At 58.5% G+C, this 24044-nt stretch carries 27 protein-coding genes; 21 read left to right on the top strand and 6 right to left on the bottom strand.

Annotation, left to right across the window (positions count from 1 at the left end):
* Positions 1–210: 210 nt before the first annotated feature.
* The 4 genes from F4V58_RS09890 to F4V58_RS09875 form a co-directional block, all read right to left on the bottom strand.
* Positions 211–1512 (bottom strand): Ig-like domain repeat protein, encoded by a 1302-nt coding sequence (locus F4V58_RS09890; protein ID WP_075735587.1) that lies wholly within the window; start codon positions 1510–1512, stop codon positions 211–213.
* A gap of 76 nt (positions 1513–1588) precedes the next feature.
* Entirely contained in the window at positions 1589–4240 is a 2652-nt protein-coding gene (locus tag F4V58_RS09885; RefSeq protein WP_075735585.1) for an Ig-like domain-containing protein, read from the bottom strand.
* A 267-nt stretch (positions 4241–4507) separates the two neighbouring features.
* Positions 4508–6112, bottom strand: coding sequence for a GTPase (locus tag F4V58_RS09880; RefSeq protein WP_075735583.1), 1605 nt, complete (start codon positions 6110–6112; stop codon positions 4508–4510).
* Positions 6105–7748, bottom strand: coding sequence for a GTPase family protein (locus F4V58_RS09875; protein WP_075735581.1), 1644 nt, complete (start codon positions 7746–7748; stop codon positions 6105–6107). The genes F4V58_RS09880 and F4V58_RS09875 overlap by 8 nt, the downstream gene beginning before the upstream one ends.
* A gap of 567 nt (positions 7749–8315) precedes the next feature.
* Between F4V58_RS09875 and rplN the strand changes: the two genes are divergently transcribed.
* From rplN to F4V58_RS09855, 4 genes are all read left to right on the top strand, one after another.
* Positions 8316–8684 carry a 50S ribosomal protein L14 gene (gene rplN / locus F4V58_RS09870; protein ID WP_075735579.1) on the top strand — a complete coding sequence of 123 codons (369 nt, stop codon included), beginning with the start codon at positions 8316–8318 and terminating at the stop codon, positions 8682–8684.
* Positions 8685–8687: 3 nt separating this feature from the next.
* Positions 8688–9002 (top strand): 50S ribosomal protein L24, encoded by a 315-nt coding sequence (gene rplX / locus F4V58_RS09865; protein ID WP_075735577.1) that lies wholly within the window; start codon positions 8688–8690, stop codon positions 9000–9002.
* A 2-nt stretch (positions 9003–9004) separates the two neighbouring features.
* Complete coding sequence (gene rplE / locus F4V58_RS09860) at positions 9005–9559, top strand: 50S ribosomal protein L5 (protein ID WP_075735575.1); 555 nt, start codon at positions 9005–9007, stop codon at positions 9557–9559.
* 176 nt (positions 9560–9735) lie between these two features.
* Positions 9736–11262, top strand: coding sequence for an L-lactate MFS transporter (locus F4V58_RS09855; protein ID WP_075735573.1), 1527 nt, complete (start codon positions 9736–9738; stop codon positions 11260–11262).
* Between the two features lie 103 nt (positions 11263–11365).
* On the opposite strand, the gene fdhD is transcribed toward F4V58_RS09855, so the two are convergent.
* Both fdhD and F4V58_RS09845 read right to left on the bottom strand, forming a co-directional pair.
* On the bottom strand, positions 11366–12199 hold the full coding sequence (fdhD, locus tag F4V58_RS09850; RefSeq protein WP_075735571.1) for a formate dehydrogenase accessory sulfurtransferase FdhD: 834 nt from the start codon (positions 12197–12199) through the stop codon (positions 11366–11368).
* A complete protein-coding gene (locus F4V58_RS09845) occupies positions 12200–12442 on the bottom strand; it encodes a DUF6457 domain-containing protein (RefSeq protein WP_075735569.1) in 243 nt (80 codons plus the stop codon). It abuts the gene before it with no gap.
* 378 nt (positions 12443–12820) lie between these two features.
* Between F4V58_RS09845 and rpsH the strand changes: the two genes are divergently transcribed.
* The 17 genes from rpsH (at position 12821) to rplQ (ending at position 23793) form a co-directional block, all read left to right on the top strand.
* Positions 12821–13204 carry a 30S ribosomal protein S8 gene (rpsH, locus tag F4V58_RS09840; protein ID WP_075735567.1) on the top strand — a complete coding sequence of 128 codons (384 nt, stop codon included), beginning with the start codon at positions 12821–12823 and terminating at the stop codon, positions 13202–13204.
* A 16-nt stretch (positions 13205–13220) separates the two neighbouring features.
* On the top strand, positions 13221–13757 hold the full coding sequence (gene rplF, locus F4V58_RS09835; protein WP_075735565.1) for a 50S ribosomal protein L6: 537 nt from the start codon (positions 13221–13223) through the stop codon (positions 13755–13757).
* A gap of 3 nt (positions 13758–13760) precedes the next feature.
* A complete protein-coding gene (gene rplR / locus F4V58_RS09830) occupies positions 13761–14162 on the top strand; it encodes a 50S ribosomal protein L18 (RefSeq protein WP_075735563.1) in 402 nt (133 codons plus the stop codon).
* A gap of 40 nt (positions 14163–14202) precedes the next feature.
* Positions 14203–14856, top strand: a complete 654-nt coding sequence (rpsE, locus tag F4V58_RS09825) for a 30S ribosomal protein S5 (protein ID WP_075735561.1) — start codon at positions 14203–14205, stop codon at positions 14854–14856.
* A 2-nt stretch (positions 14857–14858) separates the two neighbouring features.
* On the top strand, positions 14859–15044 hold the full coding sequence (gene rpmD / locus F4V58_RS09820) for a 50S ribosomal protein L30 (RefSeq protein ID WP_075735559.1): 186 nt from the start codon (positions 14859–14861) through the stop codon (positions 15042–15044).
* 3 nt (positions 15045–15047) lie between these two features.
* A complete protein-coding gene (rplO, locus tag F4V58_RS09815) occupies positions 15048–15500 on the top strand; it encodes a 50S ribosomal protein L15 (RefSeq protein WP_075735557.1) in 453 nt (150 codons plus the stop codon).
* 362 nt (positions 15501–15862) lie between these two features.
* On the top strand, positions 15863–16366 hold the full coding sequence (locus tag F4V58_RS09810; protein ID WP_084559761.1) for a hypothetical protein: 504 nt from the start codon (positions 15863–15865) through the stop codon (positions 16364–16366).
* A gap of 232 nt (positions 16367–16598) precedes the next feature.
* Positions 16599–17924 carry a preprotein translocase subunit SecY gene (secY, locus tag F4V58_RS09805; protein ID WP_075735555.1) on the top strand — a complete coding sequence of 442 codons (1326 nt, stop codon included), beginning with the start codon at positions 16599–16601 and terminating at the stop codon, positions 17922–17924.
* Entirely contained in the window at positions 17924–18469 is a 546-nt protein-coding gene (locus F4V58_RS09800) for an adenylate kinase (RefSeq protein ID WP_075735553.1), read from the top strand. The genes secY and F4V58_RS09800 overlap by 1 nt, the downstream gene beginning before the upstream one ends.
* Before the next feature lie 69 nt (positions 18470–18538).
* Positions 18539–19327 (top strand): type I methionyl aminopeptidase, encoded by a 789-nt coding sequence (gene map, locus F4V58_RS09795; RefSeq protein WP_075735551.1) that lies wholly within the window; start codon positions 18539–18541, stop codon positions 19325–19327.
* Between the two features lie 47 nt (positions 19328–19374).
* Positions 19375–20109: a L,D-transpeptidase gene (locus F4V58_RS09790; RefSeq protein WP_075735549.1), complete on the top strand. Its 735-nt coding sequence runs from the start codon at positions 19375–19377 to the stop codon at positions 20107–20109.
* Between the two features lie 212 nt (positions 20110–20321).
* Positions 20322–20540 (top strand): translation initiation factor IF-1, encoded by a 219-nt coding sequence (infA, locus tag F4V58_RS09785; protein ID WP_075735547.1) that lies wholly within the window; start codon positions 20322–20324, stop codon positions 20538–20540.
* A gap of 193 nt (positions 20541–20733) precedes the next feature.
* Positions 20734–21102 carry a 30S ribosomal protein S13 gene (rpsM, locus tag F4V58_RS09780; RefSeq protein WP_075735545.1) on the top strand — a complete coding sequence of 123 codons (369 nt, stop codon included), beginning with the start codon at positions 20734–20736 and terminating at the stop codon, positions 21100–21102.
* Between the two features lie 3 nt (positions 21103–21105).
* Complete coding sequence (rpsK, locus tag F4V58_RS09775) at positions 21106–21510, top strand: 30S ribosomal protein S11 (RefSeq protein ID WP_075735543.1); 405 nt, start codon at positions 21106–21108, stop codon at positions 21508–21510.
* Positions 21511–21539: 29 nt separating this feature from the next.
* Positions 21540–22145 (top strand): 30S ribosomal protein S4, encoded by a 606-nt coding sequence (gene rpsD / locus F4V58_RS09770; RefSeq protein ID WP_075735541.1) that lies wholly within the window; start codon positions 21540–21542, stop codon positions 22143–22145.
* A 93-nt stretch (positions 22146–22238) separates the two neighbouring features.
* The gene (locus tag F4V58_RS09765) at positions 22239–23249 is read left to right on the top strand and encodes a DNA-directed RNA polymerase subunit alpha (RefSeq protein ID WP_075735539.1); all 1011 of its coding nucleotides are present in this window, start codon (positions 22239–22241) and stop codon (positions 23247–23249) included.
* A 49-nt stretch (positions 23250–23298) separates the two neighbouring features.
* Complete coding sequence (gene rplQ / locus F4V58_RS09760) at positions 23299–23793, top strand: 50S ribosomal protein L17 (RefSeq protein WP_075735537.1); 495 nt, start codon at positions 23299–23301, stop codon at positions 23791–23793.
* Positions 23794–24044: the final 251 nt, after the last annotated feature.

Genomic DNA, 24044 nt, shown 5'->3' with positions numbered 1-24044 from the left:
AAACTCAAGAAAAAAATTCCCTCATTGACCCGCTGGATGGATACCGCAGTGCCCGACCCCGCCCAGCCGTCGCGCTAGGCACTACCAAAAAGCTCCCCGCCTGTCAGCTTCCATTGAAGCTACAGACGGGGAGCAAACGGGCACTTGCTAGGGGAGGAACGCCCGCGGGAGCGGGACTCGCCTAGCTAGCACTGCGCGCTAGCGGCGGTCCTACGGCCGGGGAAGACCCGGAATTAGCCCGTTGATCCAAGCATGGCCACCGGCAATGCCCAACAAGCCCAAGATGCCAAGCACGATGGCCCACCAGTAATCCTTAACGGAGCTGGATTCCGGCTCATCCGCTGCGGGCGGTGGGGTGGAGGGCTTGCTAGTCTCGGGCGCGCTAGTCTGAGGCTTGCTAGTCTCGGGCTCGCTGGTCTGCGGGTTGCTGGGGGCGGGTGAAGGCGCGGGAGCAGGCGAAGGCTCGGGGGCCGGGGCATCCGGGCTGGGCTTCGGCGCACTAGACGGAGTGGGTACCTCAGTGGCCTTAGGCGCCAGGCGGACATAATCAGAGATAGCGCCGCTGAACTCATCATTGCCGGTGATTTGGGCGCGGACGTTGACCGTCTCCTCAGTCATCGTGTACTCCGCTGTGGCGGTCTGGTTGTTGATCGTGGCGTTGATGATTTGCCCACCCACATTGAAGGTCACGTTGCCTTGGTACTGGCTAGGCGTCACGCGTGCGGTAAGCGTGACCTTGTCACCAACCTTGTAGTCCCCGGCCCGGGTGAGCATCTCAACGTCAGCCTCTTTGCGCACCTTTACCGTGACTGGAGCAAGCTGATTTTTCCAATTGCCGCCATCCCCGCGGATGATTCCGCCCGAAGTAGGAGCGTAGAAATCAGCCCCCACGTGCAAACCGTCCTGCGCGTTCAGGTCATTGCCTACCTGGAAGGTAAATTCCAGCGCGATGAGGCCGTCTGTGCCCAGCCCGTCATCGTCCGAGGTGTAGTTAGGATCCGCAACCACGGCGTATTTCCAGCCAAAGTAGTCCTCAAACGCCACTTTGCTTAGATCCTGGCGGTTGCGGTCCTTCAGCTGCCACGAGTCATTGTCAATCGCGGACCGGATGGGGGCGGGGAGCTGGGCAAGCTCCTTTTCGGTGAAGTTTGCCTTGACCTCAGCGGCGGTGGCGTACTGCTTTACCGTGGCGGAGTCATGGTCAATGGCGTCCCAAAGCGCCTTATCCATGCCCACGCCGGCGGCCTTTGGATATACACCTTTGGTGACATTAGCAAAATTGCGGGGATCAGGGTCTTGCGCGAAGAGAACCTTCACCTTGAACTGGCTGCCGGGAAACACGGAGTCGTGGTCCACAACGGTGATGGCTTGGACGCCAACTTTCTGGTGCTGCTCAAAAGCAGCAACCTGGTTTCCCATGACGGGGCGGGCGGTAGCGGAGGGAACCGTAATGGTGGCAAAGGCGGTGCTGGTCAGCGCCAGCAGTGCGATAGCTGAGCGAGAGAGTTTCATAAATGTTTCCTTTCCACGCGCAGCGGCGGCCGCGCGTGATGGGTTTGGAAGAAATGGTGGGTTAGAAGCCGGGTGCCTAGAACGGTAGCTTGGGCAGCGGCGGAAGGTTGAACTGCTTGATGAAGTCCGGGTTGCGGATGAAGCTAAACAGCGCGGCCGCAATGAGTCCTATAGCCGCGAAGGAAGATACCACCGCGATGAGGAATTGCTGCCACTCCGGCATATCGCTGGATCCAGGTTCTTCCTCAATCTTGTCAATGGGTGGGTTGGGGTTTCCGGTACCTGAAGTCCCGGCCACTGTAACCGGCATGGATTCCGCCGTCCGGGGGCCAAGGTTCGTGCGTTTGCGGCCCTTGATAAAGCCACCAATGCCGGTGCCGGCTGACTTGATCAGCTTGCCCCAGATATCGCCGGCAAAGGAACCAGCAACATTGGAGATAGCCTGGATGGTCTTGCCAACCCAGGTGACTTCACCCTCCTTGGAGGCGTCCCCGCCGCCGTAGAGGTTGACGGCCACCTCAAACTTGCTGGGTGTGCCGGTCACGGCGGCGTCGGTAACCCGGTAGGTGACCGTGAAATCCCGGTAACCGGAGTCCGGGAAAGCGTTGGAAGGCACGTTGGACTTGGTCAACCGGAATCCGGTGTAGCGGGTGTTGTTTTTATCCACCAGCGATTCCTGGGCTTTCACCGTGCCGCTGACATCGGTGCCGCCCACGGAAATAAACTCAAAGCCCTTGGGCGCGTACAGGCCAACCTCATTGACATAGGTAAACCCGTTCATAATGGACTCGTGGTTTTCCAGGTGCACGCGGACCTGGATCTGGTCCCCCGCGCGGTAAACCCGGTCTTCAGATTCCAGGCTCACACTGATGTTGTCAAAGCTAACTGCGCCGCTCTTGGGTGCCTTGGCTTGCGGAACAGTGACCTTGGAATGGGCTACCTTGGCCTCAGAACGGGCGTACTTGGAGCCTTCTTTGGGAATAAATACCGCGTAGACAGGCACGGATTCACCGGTTTGGGCGAACACTGCGCTAGTGGTGCTGGCCACGGTGTCTACCACCGGCACGTCGATGATGGTCTTATCAGCTTTGTCTTCGCTAGGTTGCGGATCACTGCTGGGGTTGCGGCCCATGTAGAAACGCACCACGCCCTCCGCGTCAGCTTGCTGGACCACGGCGGTAACCCGCACGGGCTTGAACAACGTGGCCTGGGAATCAACCTTCAGGGACTGGATTACTGAACGCTCCGGCGTGATGGTGACATACGTGGCCTGGGATTCACTAGGCAAGTGTGCTGATTCAGGCACAAATTTCGCTTTTACCGCCATGTTGCCGGTGGCAGTGGGCGTCCAAGTTTGTGAGGCCTGGCCGTTGATAACCGGTGCGGTTCCAAGCTGGGTATCACCAATGTAGAACTCCACCTGGCCACGGGCATCAGATGGGGTGACTTGTGCCTGCAGCTCTAGCGGGCTGTCCGGGATCCCGGAGGTAGGAGCCGTTAGGGTCACGTGAGACTGCTTGCTTTGCGCGCCTCCTACCTGGCCTACGTTGATCTCGGAGTAGCGGACCGGGGACGCGGCTACGGGGCTATCAGGATCCGGAATAAACTGCGCGCTGAGCTTTTCCACGCCCTGGGTGGGGAACTCCACCTCAATGGCGGCGTTGCCTAGCTCGTCCGGCCTAACGGTTCGAGACTGCGTTTTGGACCCGTTGTGCGTGGTCCAGGTGAAAGTTATTGAACCCCTAGCATTGGGCGGTGCCAGGCGTGCGGAAAGGATAGCTGGGGACTCAGCCTCTACCCGGGCGGGGTGGTCTAGGGTAACGGTGGTCTGGGTGGCCGTGACCTCTACGGGCAGTGACTGCACATCCGTTTCCCCAAAGCCGTTGGTGGAAACGTAGCGGGCCTTAACAGTGAAGTTTTGCCCATCTGGGCTGGGAGTGCGCCAGACGGCTTTGCCGTTTACTACGTCCACCGGTACTTCTTCATCGCGTCCAGCGATGGAGAAAAACACCCGGCCTTGGGCCTGCGCGGGGTTCAGGCGCGCCTCAATGGTGGCCTCCCCGCTGGTAGAAATCACGCGGTCGCCGCTTAGTTCAAGAGAGGCTTGCCGGGGGTTGACCCGGATTGTGGGGCCAAAGTTGGGGTTTTCGGCGCTTTGTTTTGCACCAATGGTCGGTCCAACCTGCAGGCCTAGACCAAGCGAATGGGTGCTGGGAACAGTGGCGTCCTCAGCGACTTTGATGTGGAAGTCCACCTGGCGGAACTCCTTGTTACCCACCAAAGCGGTGTTGGAGGCCACAGACCACACCCCGGTCTTGTCACCTTGGTACTCCGGGTAGGCGGAGTTAGTGAGGTCACTAAAGCCGCAGTAGTCGCTGTAAGGGTTGGTGGTTTTCACCACGCTCATGCCCTCTGGCAGGTTGACCGCCAAGCGCCCGAAGGAGGTCCAGCTATAGGTGGACCCCAGCTGGACGCGGTAGATGAAAGTATCTCCCGGGAAAACCTCGGCGCGGTCCGTGGAGGCAACCACGTTTTGTTTCCATTGACCAGCAGAGGTCAACGTGCCCTGTGCACTGGCCCCACCAAGAGGCGCGGATGGGGAAGCGCAGATTAATTGTGCTTTAGCTTCAGGAGCAAAGCCGGTGCCTTGCGGTGCTACTAAGGTTGCGGAACCCAGCGCCAGCACGGTGGTGGCTGCCAGGGCTTTCCGGTTGAGTGTCTTATTCACTATTGAGACTAGACCTTTCAGGTTTAGAGGGAACGAAATAAAGTTAAAGATACCTGGGTATTGTTTCAGGTTTTATCCAGCTTGTTAAGTTGCAGTCTATACACCGCTACAAGCTCTTTACGCCAACGCCTGCAACGGTTGCTAGTAGTATTTAGCGTTTAACTGACCAATTCCGTTACTGGTAGTTAATCTTCCAGCCATCATCCGCAGGCTTCTAGCTCCTGCTGGTTAGGTCCAAGCAAGCAAGCAAGCAAGGTCAGTGCAGGGCTAACCGGCGCTGCGAATAGACTGGCTAAAGTCCAGGTAATCCTGCCGGATGGCCCCCAGCGGCTGGGTGACCTCCGCAGCGGAGATGGCCGCTATCTCCCTGCGTAGCGCGCGCCGGGTGCGGGCCCTGATACTGGCGCCGATCACCCCGCCGAAGGCCGCGGTGACCAGGCCCAGGACAACCCCCAGGAGCAGGCCTCCCAGGATAAGCAGCGTGGGATAAGGCCAGCCCTCAATCTTAGGAACTAGGTTATCCCCCAGCAGTGGGTGCAGCGCGCCGGGGATAAAAGCAACGGCCAAGTACCACAACACGCCCACCAGTGCAGTCAGTAGCGCCAGCCACTGGACAAACGTCATAATTCCCCAGGCCTTGGACGGCTGCGCCGGGAGCTTGGTGCGCGCGGCGGCGCGGTCAAGTTCTTCGGGCAGATGGGCCGCAATAGCTTCCGCCCGCTCAGCAATGGCGTTGGCCCACGGCGCGGGCAACCCGGCGGCGGCGTGCGTGGCGTACGCACGCACCGCCTGGTTGGACACCGCCTTGCCGGAGGCGTCCAGCTCCGGCAGGGAAGAACGGTGCACCCCGGCGGTGTCGCGGGTCTCCTTCAGACCAAAGCGGCGCAGCGGATCTGGCCTAAACCGCAGCATCCAGGAAGTCAGCAGCCACCCGGTGGTCTGCCCCAGGCGTTTACGGTAGGCCGCCGCAGTGGCCGCGGCTAGGCGTTGCGCACCGGCGGCCTGCGCCAGGTGGGTATCAAGGTCCTTCTTGGCCCGGTCTAGGCTGCCGGCACCGCCCACCCGCGCTAACTCCTGGCCCGGCCACCCGGCCTTGCCAGCCGCGAACTTAGCGGCCAGCGCGTCCAAGTCAGCGGCAATCCGGGAGTTCAGGGCGTTATTCTTGGCGGCCACCTTGGCAATCGCACGCTTGAGTTCCGCAATGCCCTCGCCGCGCACCGCCGAGGTAGCAATGACGGACACCTTCTTCAACCCATCTTCGCGCAGTAAGCCGGCTAGGGATTCGGTGACCACCGGGATATCGGCAGCTTTGAGCTTATCGGCCTTGTTGAGCACCGCCAGGGTGACTGCAGAGTGCGCCGCGTGGGGCGCGATGAAATCCTGGTGAATGATTTTATCGGCGTACTTCTCCGGGTCAGTGACCCACACCAGCACGTCCACCTGGCCGGCTAGGCGTGTGGCAATCTCCCGGTTGGAGGCCTCCACGGAGTCAAAATCCGGCAGATCAAGGAGGATTAGCGGGCCTGCCTGGGGCGCAAAATCCCCCGGGCGGTTGCGGCGGTCCTCCACGCCCAACCAGTCCAGCAGCTCCGCGGAGCCTTCCGGGTGCCACACCGCGGCCAAAGGCGAGGACGTAGTAGGCCGCCGCGGGGAGGAAGCACCTAGATCCTCGCCCACCACCGCGTTAAACAAGCTGGTCTTGCCGGACCCAGTAGCGCCCAAGAATCCCACCACGGTGTGCTCCGCAGACAAGGCGCGCCGGGCGGTTGCCTGGGACTGCACCTTGGCAATCGTGGCGCGGTCGGTATCAGACAGGTACTGCGACTGCGCGGCGCGGTCTAAGGCTTCCAGGCGTTGGTTGAGCTTAGACATCTCCGACCTCCTGCAGAGCGGCCGCGCCGGATTCGCGCAGCTCGGCCGCAGTAGTTCCGGCGGTTAGGCCCTGGGCGATGTGGTCAAACCGGGCGCGTTCTTCCGCCATGAGCGCGGTGACGCGGGCGTCTAGGTCTTGCCTGGCCTGCTTGGCCATCTGCCGCACGGCCTCCTCCCCAAAGATTGTTTCCAGCAACTTTTGGCCCACCACCGCGGAGCCGCCCGCAATGGCAATTTCCCCGCCGGTAAGCCCGGCAGTGGAAGCAAAAACCACAATCATCAGCGCTACCGTCACGGCGTTGAGCCCCAAAGAGGCCAGGCGTGCGGTCTTGCGCTTGGACGCGGCGTTGTCCTCTATATAGCGAACCAAATCCGCCTGCCACTGGCGCACCAATGCGGCGGCGCGCTCGGAGATGTCATCTCCGGCGTGGGCGAGTTCGGAAGGCGCGGCCTCCCGTAGCTGCGGTGCTTGCGCGCCAAGGTAGGACCACGCGCGGGCGGCGGCGGTGTGGGCGGCGTCCACAATTACTGCGTGCAGGCCGGTTTCAATTTCGGTTTCCACCTCGCGCACCGGGGCGGGCTTGCCGGTGAAAAAGGAGCCCAGGCGGTCGCGGGTAGTGGAAAACCAGCGGTCCACCGAGCGGAACACGTCCGATGTCCCCACGAAGTCCTGCCACCTGGCCATGACCTCCGTGCGCAGCAAATTGCCGTCCGATGTCGCGTCGGTGACGTGGGTGACCGAGCGCCGGTAGGCATCATCAAAGGCCTCACCTAGCTGGCTGGCGCGTTCGGTGCGCAGATCATGCGCGTGCGCCAGATCCTCCGTGCCGGCCACCAGCTGTTGGAGCGCGCCCGCTACGGTCTTGAGTGAAATCTCCCGCCGGGCGGCCGCGTCCTTAGCCAGGCCGTGCAGGAAGGCCCTAATTTCTTCCACCGGCAGTGGCGGGTCCGGGTGGAAAGGCACCACGAACAGCCGCGCGTCAAGGCCCTTATCCGCCAACATGCGGCGCAGGTCATCCGGGACGGTGGCGGCAGCTTGCTCGTCCACGCGGTTGAGGATCACCACCACCTCTATATTGCGACCAGCGGCGTCATCGAGGAAGTTCCATACCACGTTATCCGCGTAGCGGGATGGCGTGGTGACGAAAACCCATAGGTCCGCTGCGGCCAGCAACTGGCTGGCTAATTGGCGGTTGGTGTCATCAATGGAGTCAAAGTCCGGGGCGTCAATCAGCGCCAGACCCGCCGGGATGAGGGCGGATTCCACAATCCGCAGGCTCAGTGCTTGCGGGTTGGGCGCGCCGTGCTCACGCGGCAGGCCGGGAAGTACGCGCGGGGAGTTGAAAAACTCGATGTCTGCGGGGTGCGCGATGAGCGAAGGCTGGCGGGTGGTGGGTCTAATCACCCCGGACGCGGTGACTTCCGCACCGACCACCGAGTTCACCAGGGTGGACTTGCCCGCGCCCGTGGACCCGCCCACTACTGCCAGTAGTGGGGCGTCCACGTCTTTCAGGCGCGGGATAATGTAGTCATCTAGCTGGTTGGCCAGCGCACGCGCCCGGTCCGCGTCACCCGGGTAGGTAACCGCGTTCAGACCGGCGCGTAGCCGCTCCAATTGCTTTAAGGTTTCACTCACGCCTCCATTCTTCCAGCCTGGCGTGGCGCATGGGGCAGTAAAGGTCAAAAGTTTGCCAAGCCAGATGGGAAAAGTTTTGTTGCTGCCAGGCAGCGGGCTGCGGTTGGGCCACCCCCGTTTATAGTGAGCCGGGACGAAAAGGGCGTAAAAAATCCCTTTTTAGGTTTGTTTTCGCAAACCAGTGATGTATTCGAAGCTACTTCGGCGCTGAAAGTAACTGGGGAAGAGGGAAGATAGCGGTGAAGGCGCTGCTAAGAGCTTGCGGAAATAAAATAGGGAGGGGCCATGGCGGGAATCGTCACCCGCGCTGTGATGGCGGAGTATTGCGGGGCATTGGTTTGATAGGAAGGATCCAACGTCGTGCAAACCCAGGCGGGTGCACAGGGGGATTTGGTGGTCTGGTCAAAATATGGTTGAATGCTGGGGTTGCTTGTGAAACAGAAGTGGTGCGTTTCCGAACCACTGTGCGTGGAGTTTTCTGCGTACTAGCAGGCAACATGTACATAGACCGCGTGTGATAAGGCCGGAAATCTTCTCACACATCAATCCAGGTCAAGGAGACCCATAGTGATTCAGCAAGAATCGCGTCTGCGCGTCGCCGACAACTCCGGTGCACGGGAAATCCTGTGCATCCGCGTTCTCGGAGGCTCCGTACGTCGCTTCGCTGGCATTGGTGACACCATTGTTGCCACTGTCAAAGACGCTGTCCCAGGTGGCAACGTAAAGGAAGGTGAGGTCATTCGTGCCGTCATCGTCCGCACCAAGAAGGAAACCCGTCGTCCTGACGGTTCCTACATCCGCTTCGACGAAAACGCAGCAGTTATTCTCAAGAATGACTCCGAGCCACGTGGTACCCGTATCTTCGGCCCAGTTGCTCGTGAACTGCGCGACAAGAAGTTCATGAAGATTGTTTCTCTTGCACCGGAGGTGATTTAACTTATGAAGATCCATAAGGGCGACATGGTTGTCGTAATCTCCGGAAAAGATAAGGGCGCTCAGGGTAAGGTCATTGAGGCTTACCCGAAGCGCGAGCGCGTCCTCGTTGAGGGCGTAAACCGCATCAAGAAGCACGTCGCAAACTCCGCCCCTGAGCGTGGCGCTGAGTCCGGCGGAATTGTTACCCAGGAAGCTCCAATCCACGTGTCCAACGTGGCTATCGTGGACTCCGATGGAAAGCCGACCCGCGTGGGCTACCGTTTCGATGAAAACGGCAAGAAAGTCCGTATCGCGCGTAGCAACGGGAAGGACATCTAATCATGAGCGAAAATTACACCCCTCGTCTCAAGACTCGCTACCGCGAGGAAATCCGCAAGAACCTCATGGATGAGTTCAACTTTGACAACGTCATGCAGGTGCCTGGCGTAACCAAGGTTGTTGTCAACATGGGCGTCGGCGAAGCCGCACGTGACTCCAAGGTCATCAACGGTGCCCTGGAAGATCTGACCGCAATCACCGGCCAGAAGCCACAGCTGCGTCGCGCACGCAAGTCCATTGCAAACTTCAAACTGCGTGAGGGTATGCCCATCGGCGCCCGCGTCACCCTGCGTGGCGACCGCATGTGGGAATTCCTGGACCGCCTGCTGACCATCGCGCTGCCACGTATTCGTGACTTCCGTGGTCTGTCTGACCGTCAGTTCGATGGCCACGGCAACTACACCTTTGGCCTAGCTGAGCAGACCATGTTCTACGAGATTGACATCGACAAGGTCGACCGTCCTCGTGGTATGGACATCACCGTGGTTACCACCGCGTCCAACGATGATGAAGGTCGCGCACTTCTTAAGGAACTGGGCTTCCCGTTCAAGAAGTAAGCACTGAGCTTTAACCAAGAAAGCTTTAGGCAAGAATAAATCCGGTCACCCTCTGGGGGCCGGATTTTTTCCATTTCCTGGCAAGAGGGGCCACCGCACTATGTTGGGCGTTCCCGCAGCGTGGGTTAATATAAGGGAGAATTTTCTGGCCTATTTAACCCAAAAGGTGCTCACTCATGTCTTTTTTCTCCCGGGGCGCAATCATTGCGCCCAAACAATTTAACCGGTGGTTTATCCCGCCTGCCGCGCTTGCCATCCACCTGTCCATTGGCCAGGTCTACGCCTTTAGCGTATTCAAGCGGCCGTTGATGGAAAGCTTCGGCGTAGGGGAGGTCTCCGTTGGGTGGATCTTCTCTCTGGCCATTGCCATGCTGGGGCTGTCTTCCGCGTTCATGGGAACGTGGGTGGAAAAAGTGGGTCCGCGCGTGTCCATGGCGGTCGCCGGTGTGTTTTGGGTGCTGGGTTTCTTTGTGGCCACGCTGGGAATCAGCTGGGGCCAGCTGTGGTTGGTTTACCTAGGCTACGGCTTCCTGGGCGGGATTGGCCTGGGGATAGGCTATATCTCCCCGGTGTCCACCCTGATGAAATGGTTCCCAGACCGCCCGGGTCTGGCCACGGGCATGGCCATCATGGGATTTGGTGGCGGCGCGTTGATTGCCTCACCCGCGTCAAATACTTTGATGAGCTTCTACGGCGGCGGCAAGGACCTGTCCCACTTGGCGGCCGGGTTGGAGCCCACGTTTTTGACCCTGGGCGTTTTGTACCTAGTGGTCATCGCGTTGGGCGCTTATGCCATCCGCCTTCCTCACCCGGATTGGGCACCGGATGGCTATGACGCTGCCGCTGCAAGGCCAAAAGCTATGCAAACCGCCGGCAACGTAGCTGCGAATAACGCCATTAAGACCCCGCAATTCTGGCTGCTGTGGGTAGTGTTGTTTTGTAACGTCACCGCAGGTATTGGCATTTTGGAAAACGCCGCCCCGATGATCCAGGACTACTTCCCGGCCATTACCGCCGGCGCCGCGGCGGGCTTTGTGGGCCTGTTGTCCTTGACCAACATGGGTGGCCGTTTTGTGTGGTCTACGGTTTCGGACTATATCGGCCGCAAGAATATCTATCTTCTGTATCTGGGCTTGGGCCTGGCGCTCTACCTGGGCGTGGCCACGGTATTTTCCGCCAACGTGGCGCTGTTCATCCTGGCCGCCATGGTTATCCTGTCCTTCTACGGCGGAGGTTTCTCCACTATTCCCGCCTACCTCAAAGACCTTTTTGGCGTGTACCAGGTGGGCGCCATTCACGGTCGGTTGCTCACTGCGTGGTCTGCAGCCGGAATTGCCGGACCGCTGATTGTTAACACCGTGGTGGAATCCCAAGCGGACAAGGGCTTGGAAGGCCAATCGCTCTACCAGCTTTCGCTATTTATTATGTGCGGGCTCTTGGCCGTGGGATTTGTAGCGGACCTGCTGGTCCGTCCGGTGTCTGAGCGTTTCTTTGAAGACCCGGCCTCGGTGAAAGCAAAGGCGGACGCGGACCGACAAACGGTAATTGACGCGGAAACAACCGCGCAGGCGGCCGGCCAGGTCAAGGGCAACTCCGGTTTCCTGCACGCGGCCGCGTCCTTGGTGTTGGGCTTGTTCATAGGCGGGTCTTTGGCTTTTGGGCTTTTTCAGACGGCGGTTAAGGCTGCGGCTATCTTCGTCTAAATCCGCCATCGGCTAAGGCGTGATATTTTTGGGCGGCCCCACCGCAGCGTGGGAGCCGCCTTGTTTGTGTGCTGCCCAACCCGGGACGGGGTAGCTTGGGTTTCTAGTCCTTGAGCTGGCCGGAGTAGAGATTAAACCGGTCCTCACGCGCGAACCCCACCAGGGCCATGCCGGTGGCCCTGGCGGTTTCCACCGCCAAAGAGCTGGCGGCAGAGACGGTCACCAGCATTCCGAAACCCGCCATGGCGGCTTTTTGGACCAGCTCAAAGGAAGCGCGGGAGCTCATTACCAAAACCAAGTCGTCTGCGGGGAGGCGCCCTTCCAACAGCAGGTGGCCAATGACTTTATCCGCCGCATTGTGCCGGCCAATGTCCTCGCGCGCAACCACAAGTTCACCATCTAAGGTGAAGGCCCCGGCGGCGTGGATTCCCCCGGTGCGGCGGAATTCCCTCTGGTGTTCGCGGAGTTTCCCGGGCAGCCCCACCACCAGCTGGGGGTCAACCGGGATCTCCGGGATGGGGTAGGGGCGCTTTTTCTCCAGGGCTTCGATGGAAGAGGTGCCACACACCCCGCAAGCGGAGTTGGTGACGGTGAGTCTGAGGTCACTGGCGCTGATGACGCCCGTGCGGGCAAAGTCCACGTCCAGGAGGTTGTAGGTATTCTTGCCGTCCACGGTGGCGCCGGCGCAGTAACGGGCCTCGGTGATGTCTGCAGCCTGCCGGATATGGCTCTCTGAGTACAAGAACCCGTGGGCAAGCTCAATGTCGTGGCCCGGGGTGCGCATGGTGGTGGTGATGGTTGTCCCGCCGGAGCGGATCTCTAAGGGTTGTTCCCCGGCCACGGTATCAGCGCGGGTATCCACGCTAGGGCGGGCTTCCGGCCCGCCGGGGAAGTGAACCTTGGTCACGGCGAAGGTCGCGTTCTTGCGCCCCGCCATCTATATCAGCTTCCTGATGGCGGCGATGTTGGCGCGGGCATCGTCAAGATCGCGGGAGGCCAGGCCCACCAGGAAGGCGGTTAGGGGCGCACCCGGGCGGGTGCGGTTGTGGGCCACCTCGCGTGTGAGCTCAAGAAGTTCCCCGGTGAGTTCGGTGGCTTCCTGCGGGTCCAGGTTCAGCGTGGTGGAGATTTCCTTTAACCAGGCGTTGGCGGTGGTGATGGCTTGGGGGTCTTTTGGCATAGGGTCATTGTACGGGGCGGGGCCTCCAACGGTGGGCGCTCGCGGGTGCACCTTGGCTGGGATTTGGAAAACCGCAGGTGGGCGTGTATAGTTTCCGCTTGGACTCATGCCCGGTTTAAGTCAGTTGCTTTTGCGCTGGCTACGGGGTGAATTCATGTAAGAATTTAAAACTACTACTTTGTTGTAGGCCTTCCGCCCGAATCAGCGGACCGATGTATGCATCAAAGGGCAGCGAGCCCCTGCGGTATTGACCGTTTGGAGCGATGAGTGGCCCGAAATCACACGGACAACGCTTGGGTGGCGCCGGAATACTGGCGCGCGTCAGCTTTCGCTGGGGCGCAGGAACCGCAATGAGAAAGGTATACGGTCACATAAACCATGACCATGACTGATCCAATCGCTGACATGCTGTCGCGTGTGCGCAATGCAAACCATGCGCACCATGACACCGTGTCCATGCCTACCTCCAAGATCAAGGCGAACATCGCTGAGATCTTGAAGCAGGAAGGCTACATCGTAAATTACACCGTCGAAGGCCGTGAGCTGACTATCGAGCTGAAGTACAACGCTCGTGAGCGCTCACTGTCCGGTCTGCGCCGTGTATCCAAGCCGGGTCTGCGTATTTACGCAAAATCCACCGAATTGCCAAAGGTCCTCGGCGGCCTGGGCGTGGCTATCATCTCCACGTCTCAGGGTCTGCTGACCGACCGTCAGGCACAGGAAAAGGGCGTAGGCGGAGAAGTTCTCGCCTACGTCTGGTAAAGGGAGGTATTGACTTATGTCACGAATCGGTCTAGCACCAATCACCGTCCCTTCCGGCGTTGAGATCAACATCAACGGCCAGGACGTAGAAGTAAAAGGTCCAAAGGGCACCCAGAATGTCACCATGCCTGCGCCTATCACGGCAGAGCTGGAAGATGGCATCTTGCGCGCAGTCCGTCCGGACGAGCACCGCAAGAGCCGCGCTCTGCACGGTTTGACCCGTTCACTGCTCAACAACGCAGTTGTCGGCGTCACCGAGGGCTACACCGTGAAGATGGAAATCTTCGGTGTCGGCTACCGTGTCCAGCAAAAGGGTAAAGACCTGGAGTTCGCTTTGGGCTATTCCCACCCGGTCCTCATTGAGGCACCAGAGGGAATCACCTTCGCCGTTGACGGCAACACCAAGCTGTCCGTCACCGGTATTGACAAGCAACTAGTCGGACAGGTCGCCGCTAACATTCGCCGCCTTCGTAAGGATGATCCTTACAAGGGCAAGGGCATTCGTTACGCCGGTGAGCAGGTCCGCCGCAAGGTCGGAAAGACGGGTAAGTAAGCAATGGCAAACACTGAAAACACCAAGCGCACCCCGGTCGGCAAGGACATCTCCTCACGTCGCCGTGAGGCACGTGCACGCCGCCACTTCCGTATCCGCAAGACCCTCCGTGGAACTCCTGAGTCCCCACGTTTGGTCGTGCACCGTAGCTCCCGCCACATGCACGTTCAGATCATTGATGATCTGGCGGGCCACACCTTGGTTTCTGCCTCCTCCATGGAAGCAGACGTCCGCGCACTTGAGGGCGACAAGAAGGCAAAGGCTACCAAAGTTGGCGAACTGATTGCTGAGCGCGCTAAGGCCGCTGGCATCGAGCAGGTCGTATTCGACCGCGCAGGCTACAAGTACCATGGTCGCGTTGCCGCTCTGGCTGACGCTGCCCGTGAAGGTGGCCTGAAGTTCTAATGATTATCGCAAACGGAAACATCAACGGAAGGAACGCCTAATGTCGGACCGTGAACAGCGTGACGGCGGACGCTCCGCCGAGAACAATGGCCGTAACAACAACAACGGCAACAACAACAACCGCAACGGTGGCCGCGACGGCCGTCGTGGTGGCGGTCGCAACCAGCAAGACGCTGAGCGCGACAAGTACATCGAGCGCGTAGTTACCATCAACCGTGTCTCTAAGACCGTCAAGGGTGGCCGTAACATGTCCTTCACCGCTCTAGTAGTGGTAGGCGACGGCCAGGGCCTGGTTGGAATTGGCTACGGAAAGGCCAAGGAAGTACCCGCCGCAATTCAGAAGGGCTCCGAAGAAGCTCGCAAGAACTTCTTCCGCGTTCCGATGATTGCTGGCACCATCACCCACCCAGTCCAGGGTCGCGACGCAGCCGGCATCGTTATGATGAAGCCTGCCGCTCCTGGTACCGGTGTTATTGCTGGTGGTGCTGTCCGCCCAGTGCTGGAATGCGCTGGCGTACAGGACATCCTGTCGAAGTCCTTGGGCTCCGACAACGCTCTCAACGTCGTCCGCGCTACCGTGGATGGCCTCAAACAGCTGGTTCGCCCTGAAGAGGTCGCTGCACGCCGTGGCAAGACCGTCGAAGAGATCGCACCAGCCCAAATGCTGCGCAAGCGCGCAGGTCAGGAGGCATAACAATGGCTCTGAAAATTACTCAGGTAAAAGGCCTAGTGGCCACCAAGCCTGTACACCGCAAGAATATTGAGGCTCTTGGCCTCAAGCGTATTGGGCACACTGTTGTAAAGCAGGACACCCCAATCATTCGCGGAATGGTGCAGAAGGTGCGTCACCTGGTCACCGTCGAAGAAGTGGCAGGGGAGTAAAACATGGCTGACATTATTAAGCTCCATGACCTGCGTCCAGCTCCGGGCGCTAAGAAGTCCAAGACCCGCGTTGGCCGCGGTGAGGCATCCAAAGGTAAGACCGCTGGCCGCGGTACCAAAGGTACCAAGGCACGCCGTCAGGTTTCTGCCGCCTTCGAAGGTGGCCAGATGCCTATTCACATGCGTCTGCCTAAGCTCAAGGGCTTCAAGAACCCAAACCACGTAGTATTCCAGGTTGTCAACGTCTCTGACCTGGCTGAGGCTTTCCCACAGGGCGGCGACGTAAAAGTTGCTGACATCGTGGCAGCCGGCCTAGTCCGTGCGAAGCAGCCTGTGAAGGTACTGGGCAACGGTGACATCAGCGTTAAGCTGAACGTTACCGCTGACAAGTTCTCTAAGTCTGCAGTTGAAAAGATTGAAGCTGCCGGTGGCACCACCACCGCCACCAAGAAGTAATTCTTTCTTCTTTTCTACCTAAGCCCCACCTTTTCCCTCCGGGAAGAGGTGGGGTTTTGCGTCCCCTCGAAACTGCCCGCCGCCCGCCCACCAAGCCGCCGAACCGCCCAGCCAGCCTCACCTGCCAACGCCTGGTAGTCCCGGCGGCCCGGCCCTGTTGATGTGGGTTTATCCCCGTTTGGGGGTGCTTTCAGGGGGGGGTAACGGATGTGGTGGCAGTAGCTATACTTTAGTTAACACTGCTTCAGGGGATGTAATGACCTCAGACAGGTGCGCTGGGCCCCTTTCCGGGGCCGGATATTGGCGGTTCTGCCCGCAGCAGTAAGACCTAAGTTTGTCCGATAGAGGAAGGAATACATAACGTGATCGATCCAACAATTTTCAAGAAGCTTCTGGGGCGGGTCCCCGCACCGCAGGAACTTATTGCCGGTGTGCTGGGCATCCTCATAGCTCTGGCGGGGGTCATTGGTATCTCCGTCGGTGTCTCGCAAGATCAAGGCAGTAGTTCTGCTGCTGACTCCTCTAGTGTGGGCCAGTCCCCGCGCGTGAATGACTGGACCTCCCGGGATGATTTGGAGGGGGAGCGGCGGCTTACCTGGACTTCCCACGAGGTGCTTGATGGTGGAAAGCAGGTGCGGATTTTCTTCCAGGCGGGCACCCCATCGTGTGTTGGTATCCGGACAGAGGTCGCGGAAACCGCCACGACTGTAAACATCAAACTGTTCACGGGCGCGCTTCCCGGCACGGACGGTCCCTGCACGAGGGAGGCTGCCCTGGCATCAGCTGTCGTTACCCTGGATAACCCAGTGGGCGCGCGTGTTATTACTGGCCGTGACCTGATGGGTTCGCTTCAGCTAAGTTCCTAAGCACACGCCTTAACCCTTAGACCTTAGTCACCGCCAGCCGTGGTGCTAGTCGTGGTCTAGGTGGGTTTCTAAGGTCTGTTTAGGGTAGGCACCCCACTACTGGTAGAGTAGTGGGGTCATATATGTTCAGCTGCTTCTTGGAGAGAATCGCTTTCCAAGCAAGCTAATGAGTTAACCACCTCCACGCACTGTCTGAAAATGTGCAGTGTTGGTAGGCCAGGAGGATTTTTAAGTGTCCGCTATTATCCAGGCTTTCAAGGACGCGGATCTGCGTAAGAAGATCCTGTTCACCCTGTTGATTGTCATTTTGTACCGTATGGGTGCACAAGTTCCATCACCAGGCGTGGACTACGCGTCTATTGCAGGGCGTCTGCGTGAGCTCACAGAAGAGTCAGGCAACTTGTACTCGGTCATCAACCTGTTCTCAGGTGGGGCCTTGCTGCAGTTGTCTATCTTTGCCATCGGCATCATGCCCTACATCACGGCGTCCATCATCGTGCAGCTGCTCACAGTGGTCATTCCCCACTTTGAGGAGCTAAAGAAGGAAGGCCAGTCCGGCCAGTCCAAGATGACGCAGTACACCCGCTACCTCACGGTGGCGCTGGCGCTGCTGCAGTCCTCTGGCATCGTGGCTCTGGCTGACCGCCAGCAGCTGCTGGGCCAGGGCGTAGAGGTGCTAGACCCAGACCGCAATATCTTCACGCTCATCATCCTGGTTCTTACCATGACTTCGGGCGCTGTGTTGGTTATGTGGATGGGTGAGCTCATCACCGAAAAGGGTATCGGCAACGGTATGTCTTTGATGATCTTCGCCGGTATTGCTACCCGCATGCCTACTGACGGCGTCAACATCTACCAAAACAATGGTGGCTTGGTGCTGGCTATGGTCATCGCCGGGCTGATTGCCTTGGTGATTGGTATTACCTTCATTGAGCAGGGCCAGCGCCGCATTCCGGTGCAGTACGCCAAGCGTATGGTGGGCCGCCGCCAGTACGGTGGTTCCTCCACCTACTTGCCGCTTAAGGTCAACCAGGCCGGCGTTATCCCGGTGATCTTCGCGTCCTCCCTGATTTACATGCCGGTGCTTATCACCCAGATTGTGAACTCTGGCTCCGCCACGGTTCCGGACAACTGGTGGATGCGCAATGTGATTGCCCACCTGCAGTCGCCTACGTCCTGGCAGTACATTGCTACTTACTTCGCGCTGACCATCTTCTTCTCCTTCTTCTACGTCTCCGTTCAGTACGATCCCGTAGAGCAGGCGGACAACATGAAGCGCTACGGCGGCTTTATCCCCGGCATCCGCCCGGGCCGCCCCACTGCAGAGTACCTAGGTTTTGTAATGAACCGCCTGTTGTTTGTTGGCTCGCTATACTTGGCTTGTATCGCCATCCTGCCTAATATCCTGCTGGATTTGGGTGTTGGCGCGCAGTCGGCTACCGGCTCCTCTGCCTTTGGCGGTACCGCAATTTTGATTATGGTTTCCGTGGCCCTGACTACGGTGAAGCAGATTGAATCCCAGCTCCTACAATCCAACTACGAAGGACTACTGAAGTAATGCGTTACGTACTACTAGGCCCTCCCGGTGCGGGCAAAGGCACCCAGGCAGCAATTCTCAGCGAAAAGCTGGGTATCCCTCACATCTCCACTGGTGACTTGTTCCGCGCCAACATCGGTGAAGGAACCCCGCTGGGCAAGGAAGCCAAGTCTTATATTGACGCCGGCAAGCTGGTACCAACGGATGTCACCGCCCGCATGGTGGAAGACCGCCTAAGCCAAGAAGACGCACAAGACGGATTCTTGCTTGACGGTTTCCCCCGCACTGTGGAGCAGGCTGAGATCCTGGAGAAGCTTCTTGCCAACAAGGGCACCAAGCTAGATGGCGTGGTCAACTTTGAGGTTTCTGAGGACGTGGTGGTTGAGCGTATGCTTTCCCGCGGCCGTGCAGATGACAATGAGGAAACCATCCGCACCCGCCTGGGTGTGTACCGTGATGAAACCCACCCGCTCATCGAGCATTACGGGGACATCATTTTGCCGGTCAAGGCTGAGGGCAGCGTTGAGGAAATCAACGAACGCACCCTGCAGGCTATGGGCAAGTAATTTTTTTAAAACATCACCCAAAGGCGCTGGTATTCCGGCGCCTTTTGGCATGAAAGGGATAGGACACACGTGGCACGAAGAGTAAAGAAGATTCCGGCTAAGACCGCAGGTGAGCTTGACGCCATGCAGGCCGCCGGGGAAATCGTGGGAAAGACGTTGCAGGCTGTCAAGGCCGCCGCCAAGCCTGGGGTTTCTACGTTGGAGCTAGACCAGTTGGCGGAGCAAACCATCCGGGATTGCGGTGCCATCCCTACCTTTAAGGGCTATGGCGGCTTCCCCGGTAGTATCTGTGCCTCCGTCAATGAGGTCATTGTTCACGGCATTCCCAGCCGGGAGACGGTGCTCAAGGAAGGGGATCTGTTCTCCGTGGATTGCGGTGCCACCCTTGACGGTTGGGTAGGGGACTCCGCGTGGAGCTTTGGTATCGGGCAGCTCTCCCCGGAGGTGCAGGCTCTTAACGATGCCACGTCCTGGGTCCTTGATCAGGGCATCAAGGCCATGGTTCCCGGCAATCGGCTTACCGATGTCTCCCATGCGCTGGAGGTAGCCACCTACGACGCCGAAGAAAAGTTTGGTGTGGAGCTTTTTATTGTTGACGGCTACGGCGGGCACGGTATTGGCCGTGAGATGCACATGGAGCCCTACCTGTCTAATGAGGGTAAACCGGGCCGCGGTCCTGTCCTTCAGGACGGCTCTGTGCTTGCCATTGAACCCATGCTGACCTTGGGCACTGAGGACAACAAGGTGCTGCGCGATGAATGGACGGTTGTTACCACCGATAACTCTTGGGCCTCCCACTGGGAGCACACTGTGGCTGCAACGGCCAACGGCCCAAGGATCCTCACTCCCCGTAAATAGCGTCACTAACTAGCATTTTTGACATCACTAGGTTTAGACTGTTTGCTATGTCTCTAAAATTCTTCAAGGCTTCGGTAGCCACTCTAGCGCTGGGTGCCACCCTGGCTGTCTCCGCTCCTGCTGCCGTTGCGCAGGACAACAACTTTGGTAGCTCCTCCCAAGGCGGTATTGGCCAGCTCCTGGGGCTTGACCAAGACGCCGCCTGGAATACCCGCAATGATCTCCGTAAGCAGATTGAGGGGCTAAACAATCCAGCTGTCGCGCCGGCATTGGAAAGCGTTGTTGACGGTGCCGTTGACGCCTTCTTCCCGGGTCTTGCTACCCGCAAGGCTGAGGAGGCACGCCGGGCAGCTGAGGAGGCCGCTCGCCGTGCTGCTGAGGAAGCCGCTCGGAAGAAAGAGGCTGAGCGCCGCGCTAGCGGTTTCAACTTTGGCCCTTGCCCGGCTGACGCCCGCGTGTGCGTGGACATTGACGGGCACCGCACTTGGGTCCAGGACGGGGACGGCAAGGTGCAATACTCCGTAGCCCGCATCTCTTCCGGTAAGCCTGGCCAGGCAACCCCCCGCGGCACCTTCCCGGTGGTTCGCAAGGTTAAGGATGAAATCTCCATCCCGTTCAATAACGCGCCTATGCCTTATTCCATCTACTTCACCAACAACGGCCACGCCTTCCATGAGGGCTCGCCGTACATTGATTCCGCTGGCTGTATTCACCTGACACATCAGGACGCCGTCTACTACTGGAACAACGTCCAGATTGGTGACAAGGTTTTCATTTACTAAGGCCTGCCTCCTGCGTCTCAGACGTTTGATTCCTTAGCTGATGTCCCAGCCCCGCTACGGCGGTGCGCTGGGATTATTTGGTTTTTGCGTGTCGTTGCAGTATTGTAGTGCTTTGGTGTGCGCGCTCTGTACTAACAGTGCGTGGAGTACACCATACGGTAGACAACAAGTATGCAGGTCACACGTAAAAGTGACCTAGAAAAGTAGAGGTTATGGCTAAGGAAGGCGCTATTGAGGTTGAGGGCAAAATTATTGAGCCCTTGCCAAACGCAATGTTCCGTGTCGAGCTCGACAACGGACACAAGGTTCTTGCTCATATTTCGGGCAAGATGCGTCAGCACTACATCCGCATTCTCCCAGAGGATCGCGTGGCTGTAGAGCTGTCTCCTTATGACTTGACCCGCGGACGCATCGTCTACCGCTACAAGTAAAAAGACAAGCCTCCTCACCCTCTAGCTGTGCGGTTGATACCGCGCTGCCTACAGGAACCTCCGGCTACGGTGGCTGGAGCCTACACCAACGTACGAATTCCCAACGTTTCCCGGCACGGTCCGGGCGAAGTGATTTCGTGGTGTGGGACGGATGGGGAGAAAACCACCGTAACAACCCGAAAGGACAAGCCACATGGCACGTCTAGCTGGTGTTGATCTTCCCCGCAACAAGCGCATGGAGATCGCACTTACCTACATTTACGGAATTGGTGCAACCCGTTCCGCTGAGCTACTGGAAAAGACCGGTATCTCTCCTGACCTGCGTACCGACAACCTCACTGATGAGCAGTTGACGGCGTTGCGCGAAGTTATCGAAAACACCTGGAAGGTTGAGGGTGACCTCCGCCGCCAGGTACAGGCTGATATTCGCCGCAAGATTGAAATTGGTTCCTACCAGGGTCTGCGCCACCGTCGTGGTCTGCCAGTCCGTGGTCAGCGCACCAAGACCAACGCTCGTACCCGTAAGGGCCCGAAGAAGACGATCGCAGGAAAGAAGAAGTAATCAATGGCTACTAAAGCTCGCCCCGGCGCACGTCGCACTGGTCGTCGCGCCGTCAAGAAGAACGTGGCCGCAGGCCACGCTTACATCAAGTCCACCTTCAACAACACCATCGTGTCCATCGCGGACCCTTCCGGTGCTGTTATTGCTTGGGCATCCTCGGGCCACGTTGGCTTCAAGGGTTCCCGTAAGTCCACCCCGTTCGCAGCGCAGATGGCTGCTGAGTCCGCTGCCCGCAAGGCAATGGATCACGGGATGAAGAAGGTTGACGTCTTTGTCAAGGGCCCAGGCTCCGGCCGTGAGACCGCTATCCGTTCCCTGCAGGCTGCAGGTCTTGAGGTTTCCTCAATCACGGACGCGACCCCACAGGCACACAACGGCTGCCGCCCCAAGAAGCGTCGCTCGGTTTAAGCAGACAGAAAGGATAGAGGTAAAGTAATATGGCTCGTTATACCGGCCCAGCAACTCGTATTTCCCGCCGTCTGCGCGTAGACCTAGTCGGCGGAGACATGGCATTTGAACGCCGCCCTTACCCACCAGGGCAGGCAGGACGCAACCGCATCAAGGAATCGGAGTACTTGCTCCAGCTGCAGGAAAAGCAGAAGGCTAAGTACACCTACGGCGTCCTAGAGCGTCAGTTCCGTAAGTACTACGCAGAGGCTAACCGCCTCCCGGGCAAAACCGGTGACAACCTGGTTGTCTTGCTAGAGACCCGTCTAGACAACGTGGTTTACCGCGCAGGTCTGGCAAACACCCGCCGTCAGGCACGTCAGCTTGTTTCCCACGGTCACTTCACCGTTAACGGCAAGAAGACCAACGTTCCTTCCTTCAAGGTAACCCAGTACGACATCATTGATGTTCGTGACCGTTCCAAGAAGATGGAGTGGTTTGAAGACGCTCAAGACCGCCTAGTAGATGCCGTTGTTCCGGCATGGCTCCAGGTAGTTCCTGACACCCTGCGCATCCTCGTGCACCAGCTGCCCGAGCGCGCTCAGATCGACATTCCGCTGCAGGAGCAGCTCATCGTCGAACTTTACTCGAAGTAATCAACCGGATTCTTCCGGACGGTTTCATTCGTCTAAATCCTTTATTCACCCTCTACCGGCGTCAAATAGTGGTCGCCGACAAGGAGAAGTTACATGCTCATTTCCCAGCGTCCTAAGCTCACCGAAGAAGTTATCGATGAAGCGCGGTCCAAGTTCACCATTGAACCTTTGGAGCCCGGCTTTGGATACACCCTTGGTAACTCACTGCGCCGCACCCTGCTGTCGTCCATCCCGGGCGCAGCGGTAACGTCAATCAAGATTGACGGCGTCCTGCATGAGTTCACCACCGTCTCCGGTGTGAAAGAAGATGTTTCTGAAATCATCTTGAACATCAAGGGCTTGGTACTTTCTTCTGACTCTGATGAGCCAGTAGTGATGTACCTCAGCAAGCAAGGCGCAGGTGTTATCACCGGCGCTGACATCCAGCCACCGGCTGGCGTGGAGATCCACAACCCGGATCTGCACATTGCTACCTTGAATGATGATGCCAAGCTGGAAATGGAACTCATCGTTGAGCGTGGCCGCGGCTACGTTCCAGCAGCACCTACCTCTGGTGAGATTGGCCGCATTCCTGTGGACCAGATTTACTCCCCAGTGCTCAAGGTGTCCTACAAAGTTGAGGCTACTCGTGTTGAGCAGCGCACCGACTTTGACAAGCTGGTCATTGACGTTGAGACCAAAAACTCAATTTCCGCCCGTGATGCCCTGGCTTCCGCCGGTGGCACCCTGGTTGAACTCTTTGGCCTTGCCCGTGAGCTCAACACTGCTGCAGAAGGCATTGAAATTGGCCCCTCCCCACAGGAGACCGAATACATTGCTGCCTACAGCACGCCAATTGAGGATCTGAACTTCTCCGTACGCTCGTACAACTGCCTGAAGCGTCAGGAAATCCACACCGTCGGTGAGCTCGCTGAGTGCACCGAGTCGGATTTGCTGGATATCCGCAACTTTGGTCAGAAGTCGATCAATGAGGTAAAGATCAAGCTCAACAACTTGGGCCTGAGCCTCAAGGGCACTCCTGAGGACTTTGACCCAACGCAGCTTGAGGGTTACGACGCAGAAACCGGTGACTTCAAGGATCCGTCTGCGGACGAGTCCGAGTAAACAACCAACACACGCGCTCATTATTTAAACAGCACACGAGGAGTACATTATGCCTACCCCTAAGAAGGGTGCCCGTCTCGGCGGCTCCGCCAAGCAGCAGGCTCACCTGCTGAGTAACTTGGCAGCTAACCTGATCGAGCACGGCGCAATCAAGACCACCGACGCTAAAGCGAAGATGCTTCGCCCCTACGTCGAAAAGATCATCACCAAGGCTAAGGCTGGCACTGTTGCCGACCGCCGCCAGGTGCTTAAGCTCATCCCTCACAAGGATGTTGTTGCACACCTGTTCAACGAACTGGCACCAAAGTTCGAAGGCCGTGAGGGTGGCTACACCCGCACCATCAAGCTGGAGAACCGTCGCGGCGACAACGCTGCTATGTCCCAGATTTCCCTGGTTCTAGAGCCAACCGTTGCCAAGGAAGCTTCCCAGGCAACCGAGGCAGCTGCTGTCAAGGCATCCGATGCCACCACAGCAGAGGACACCGAGTCCGAGGCCGTAGCTGAGGACACCGCAGCAGAAGAAGCAGCAGCCGAAGAGAAGTAAAACCCTCCCGGAACTAGTGCGCTAGCTCTGCTACCTCAAGGCACCCTCCACCATCCATAGCTGATGGTGGAGGGTGTCTTTTGTGGTTTTTGATTGTGTGCACGGCACCTCAAATTTTAACCTGACTTGGGTCATTCCAGTGTGACTTATTTAACCTGAGTTGGCTCATTTTGGTGTGATTAGTTTCATATTGACAGTTTGACCTGGTGGTTTGATGGTCGGGGGTTTCGTTTTTCCTGACTAAGCGGGTA

This window comes from Corynebacterium phocae (assembly GCF_008693075.1).
GTDB classification, from domain to species: Bacteria; Actinomycetota; Actinomycetes; order Mycobacteriales; family Mycobacteriaceae; genus Corynebacterium; species Corynebacterium phocae.
The sequence above is the reverse complement of the archived record's forward strand: the minus strand, read 5'-3'. Positions and strand labels throughout refer to the sequence as shown.

What these genes read in the sequence shown, in the direction of transcription:
- F4V58_RS09800 (WP_075735553.1), top strand. Translation starts at nt 17,924, where the DNA reads ATGCGTTACGTACTACTAGGCCCTCCCGGTGCGGGCAAAGGCACCCAG.
- F4V58_RS09790 (WP_075735549.1), top strand. Translation starts at nt 19,375, where the DNA reads ATGTCTCTAAAATTCTTCAAGGCTTCGGTAGCCACTCTAGCGCTGGGT.
- F4V58_RS09890 (WP_075735587.1), bottom strand. Translation starts at nt 1,512, where the DNA reads ATGAAACTCTCTCGCTCAGCTATCGCACTGCTGGCGCTGACCAGCACC.
- rpsK (WP_075735543.1), top strand. Translation starts at nt 21,106, where the DNA reads ATGGCTACTAAAGCTCGCCCCGGCGCACGTCGCACTGGTCGTCGCGCC.
- F4V58_RS09765 (WP_075735539.1), top strand. Translation starts at nt 22,239, where the DNA reads ATGCTCATTTCCCAGCGTCCTAAGCTCACCGAAGAAGTTATCGATGAA.
- rplX (WP_075735577.1), top strand. Translation starts at nt 8,688, where the DNA reads ATGAAGATCCATAAGGGCGACATGGTTGTCGTAATCTCCGGAAAAGAT.
- fdhD (WP_075735571.1), bottom strand. Translation starts at nt 12,199, where the DNA reads ATGGCGGGGCGCAAGAACGCGACCTTCGCCGTGACCAAGGTTCACTTC.
- rplR (WP_075735563.1), top strand. Translation starts at nt 13,761, where the DNA reads ATGGCAAACACTGAAAACACCAAGCGCACCCCGGTCGGCAAGGACATC.
- rpsE (WP_075735561.1), top strand. Translation starts at nt 14,203, where the DNA reads ATGTCGGACCGTGAACAGCGTGACGGCGGACGCTCCGCCGAGAACAAT.
- F4V58_RS09845 (WP_075735569.1), bottom strand. Translation starts at nt 12,442, where the DNA reads ATGCCAAAAGACCCCCAAGCCATCACCACCGCCAACGCCTGGTTAAAG.
- rpsH (WP_075735567.1), top strand. Translation starts at nt 12,821, where the DNA reads ATGACCATGACTGATCCAATCGCTGACATGCTGTCGCGTGTGCGCAAT.
- F4V58_RS09880 (WP_075735583.1), bottom strand. Translation starts at nt 6,112, where the DNA reads ATGTCTAAGCTCAACCAACGCCTGGAAGCCTTAGACCGCGCCGCGCAG.
- rpsM (WP_075735545.1), top strand. Translation starts at nt 20,734, where the DNA reads ATGGCACGTCTAGCTGGTGTTGATCTTCCCCGCAACAAGCGCATGGAG.
- rplF (WP_075735565.1), top strand. Translation starts at nt 13,221, where the DNA reads ATGTCACGAATCGGTCTAGCACCAATCACCGTCCCTTCCGGCGTTGAG.
- F4V58_RS09855 (WP_075735573.1), top strand. Translation starts at nt 9,736, where the DNA reads ATGTCTTTTTTCTCCCGGGGCGCAATCATTGCGCCCAAACAATTTAAC.
- rplO (WP_075735557.1), top strand. Translation starts at nt 15,048, where the DNA reads ATGGCTGACATTATTAAGCTCCATGACCTGCGTCCAGCTCCGGGCGCT.
- rplE (WP_075735575.1), top strand. Translation starts at nt 9,005, where the DNA reads ATGAGCGAAAATTACACCCCTCGTCTCAAGACTCGCTACCGCGAGGAA.
- rpmD (WP_075735559.1), top strand. Translation starts at nt 14,859, where the DNA reads ATGGCTCTGAAAATTACTCAGGTAAAAGGCCTAGTGGCCACCAAGCCT.
- rplQ (WP_075735537.1), top strand. Translation starts at nt 23,299, where the DNA reads ATGCCTACCCCTAAGAAGGGTGCCCGTCTCGGCGGCTCCGCCAAGCAG.
- infA (WP_075735547.1), top strand. Translation starts at nt 20,322, where the DNA reads ATGGCTAAGGAAGGCGCTATTGAGGTTGAGGGCAAAATTATTGAGCCC.
- rpsD (WP_075735541.1), top strand. Translation starts at nt 21,540, where the DNA reads ATGGCTCGTTATACCGGCCCAGCAACTCGTATTTCCCGCCGTCTGCGC.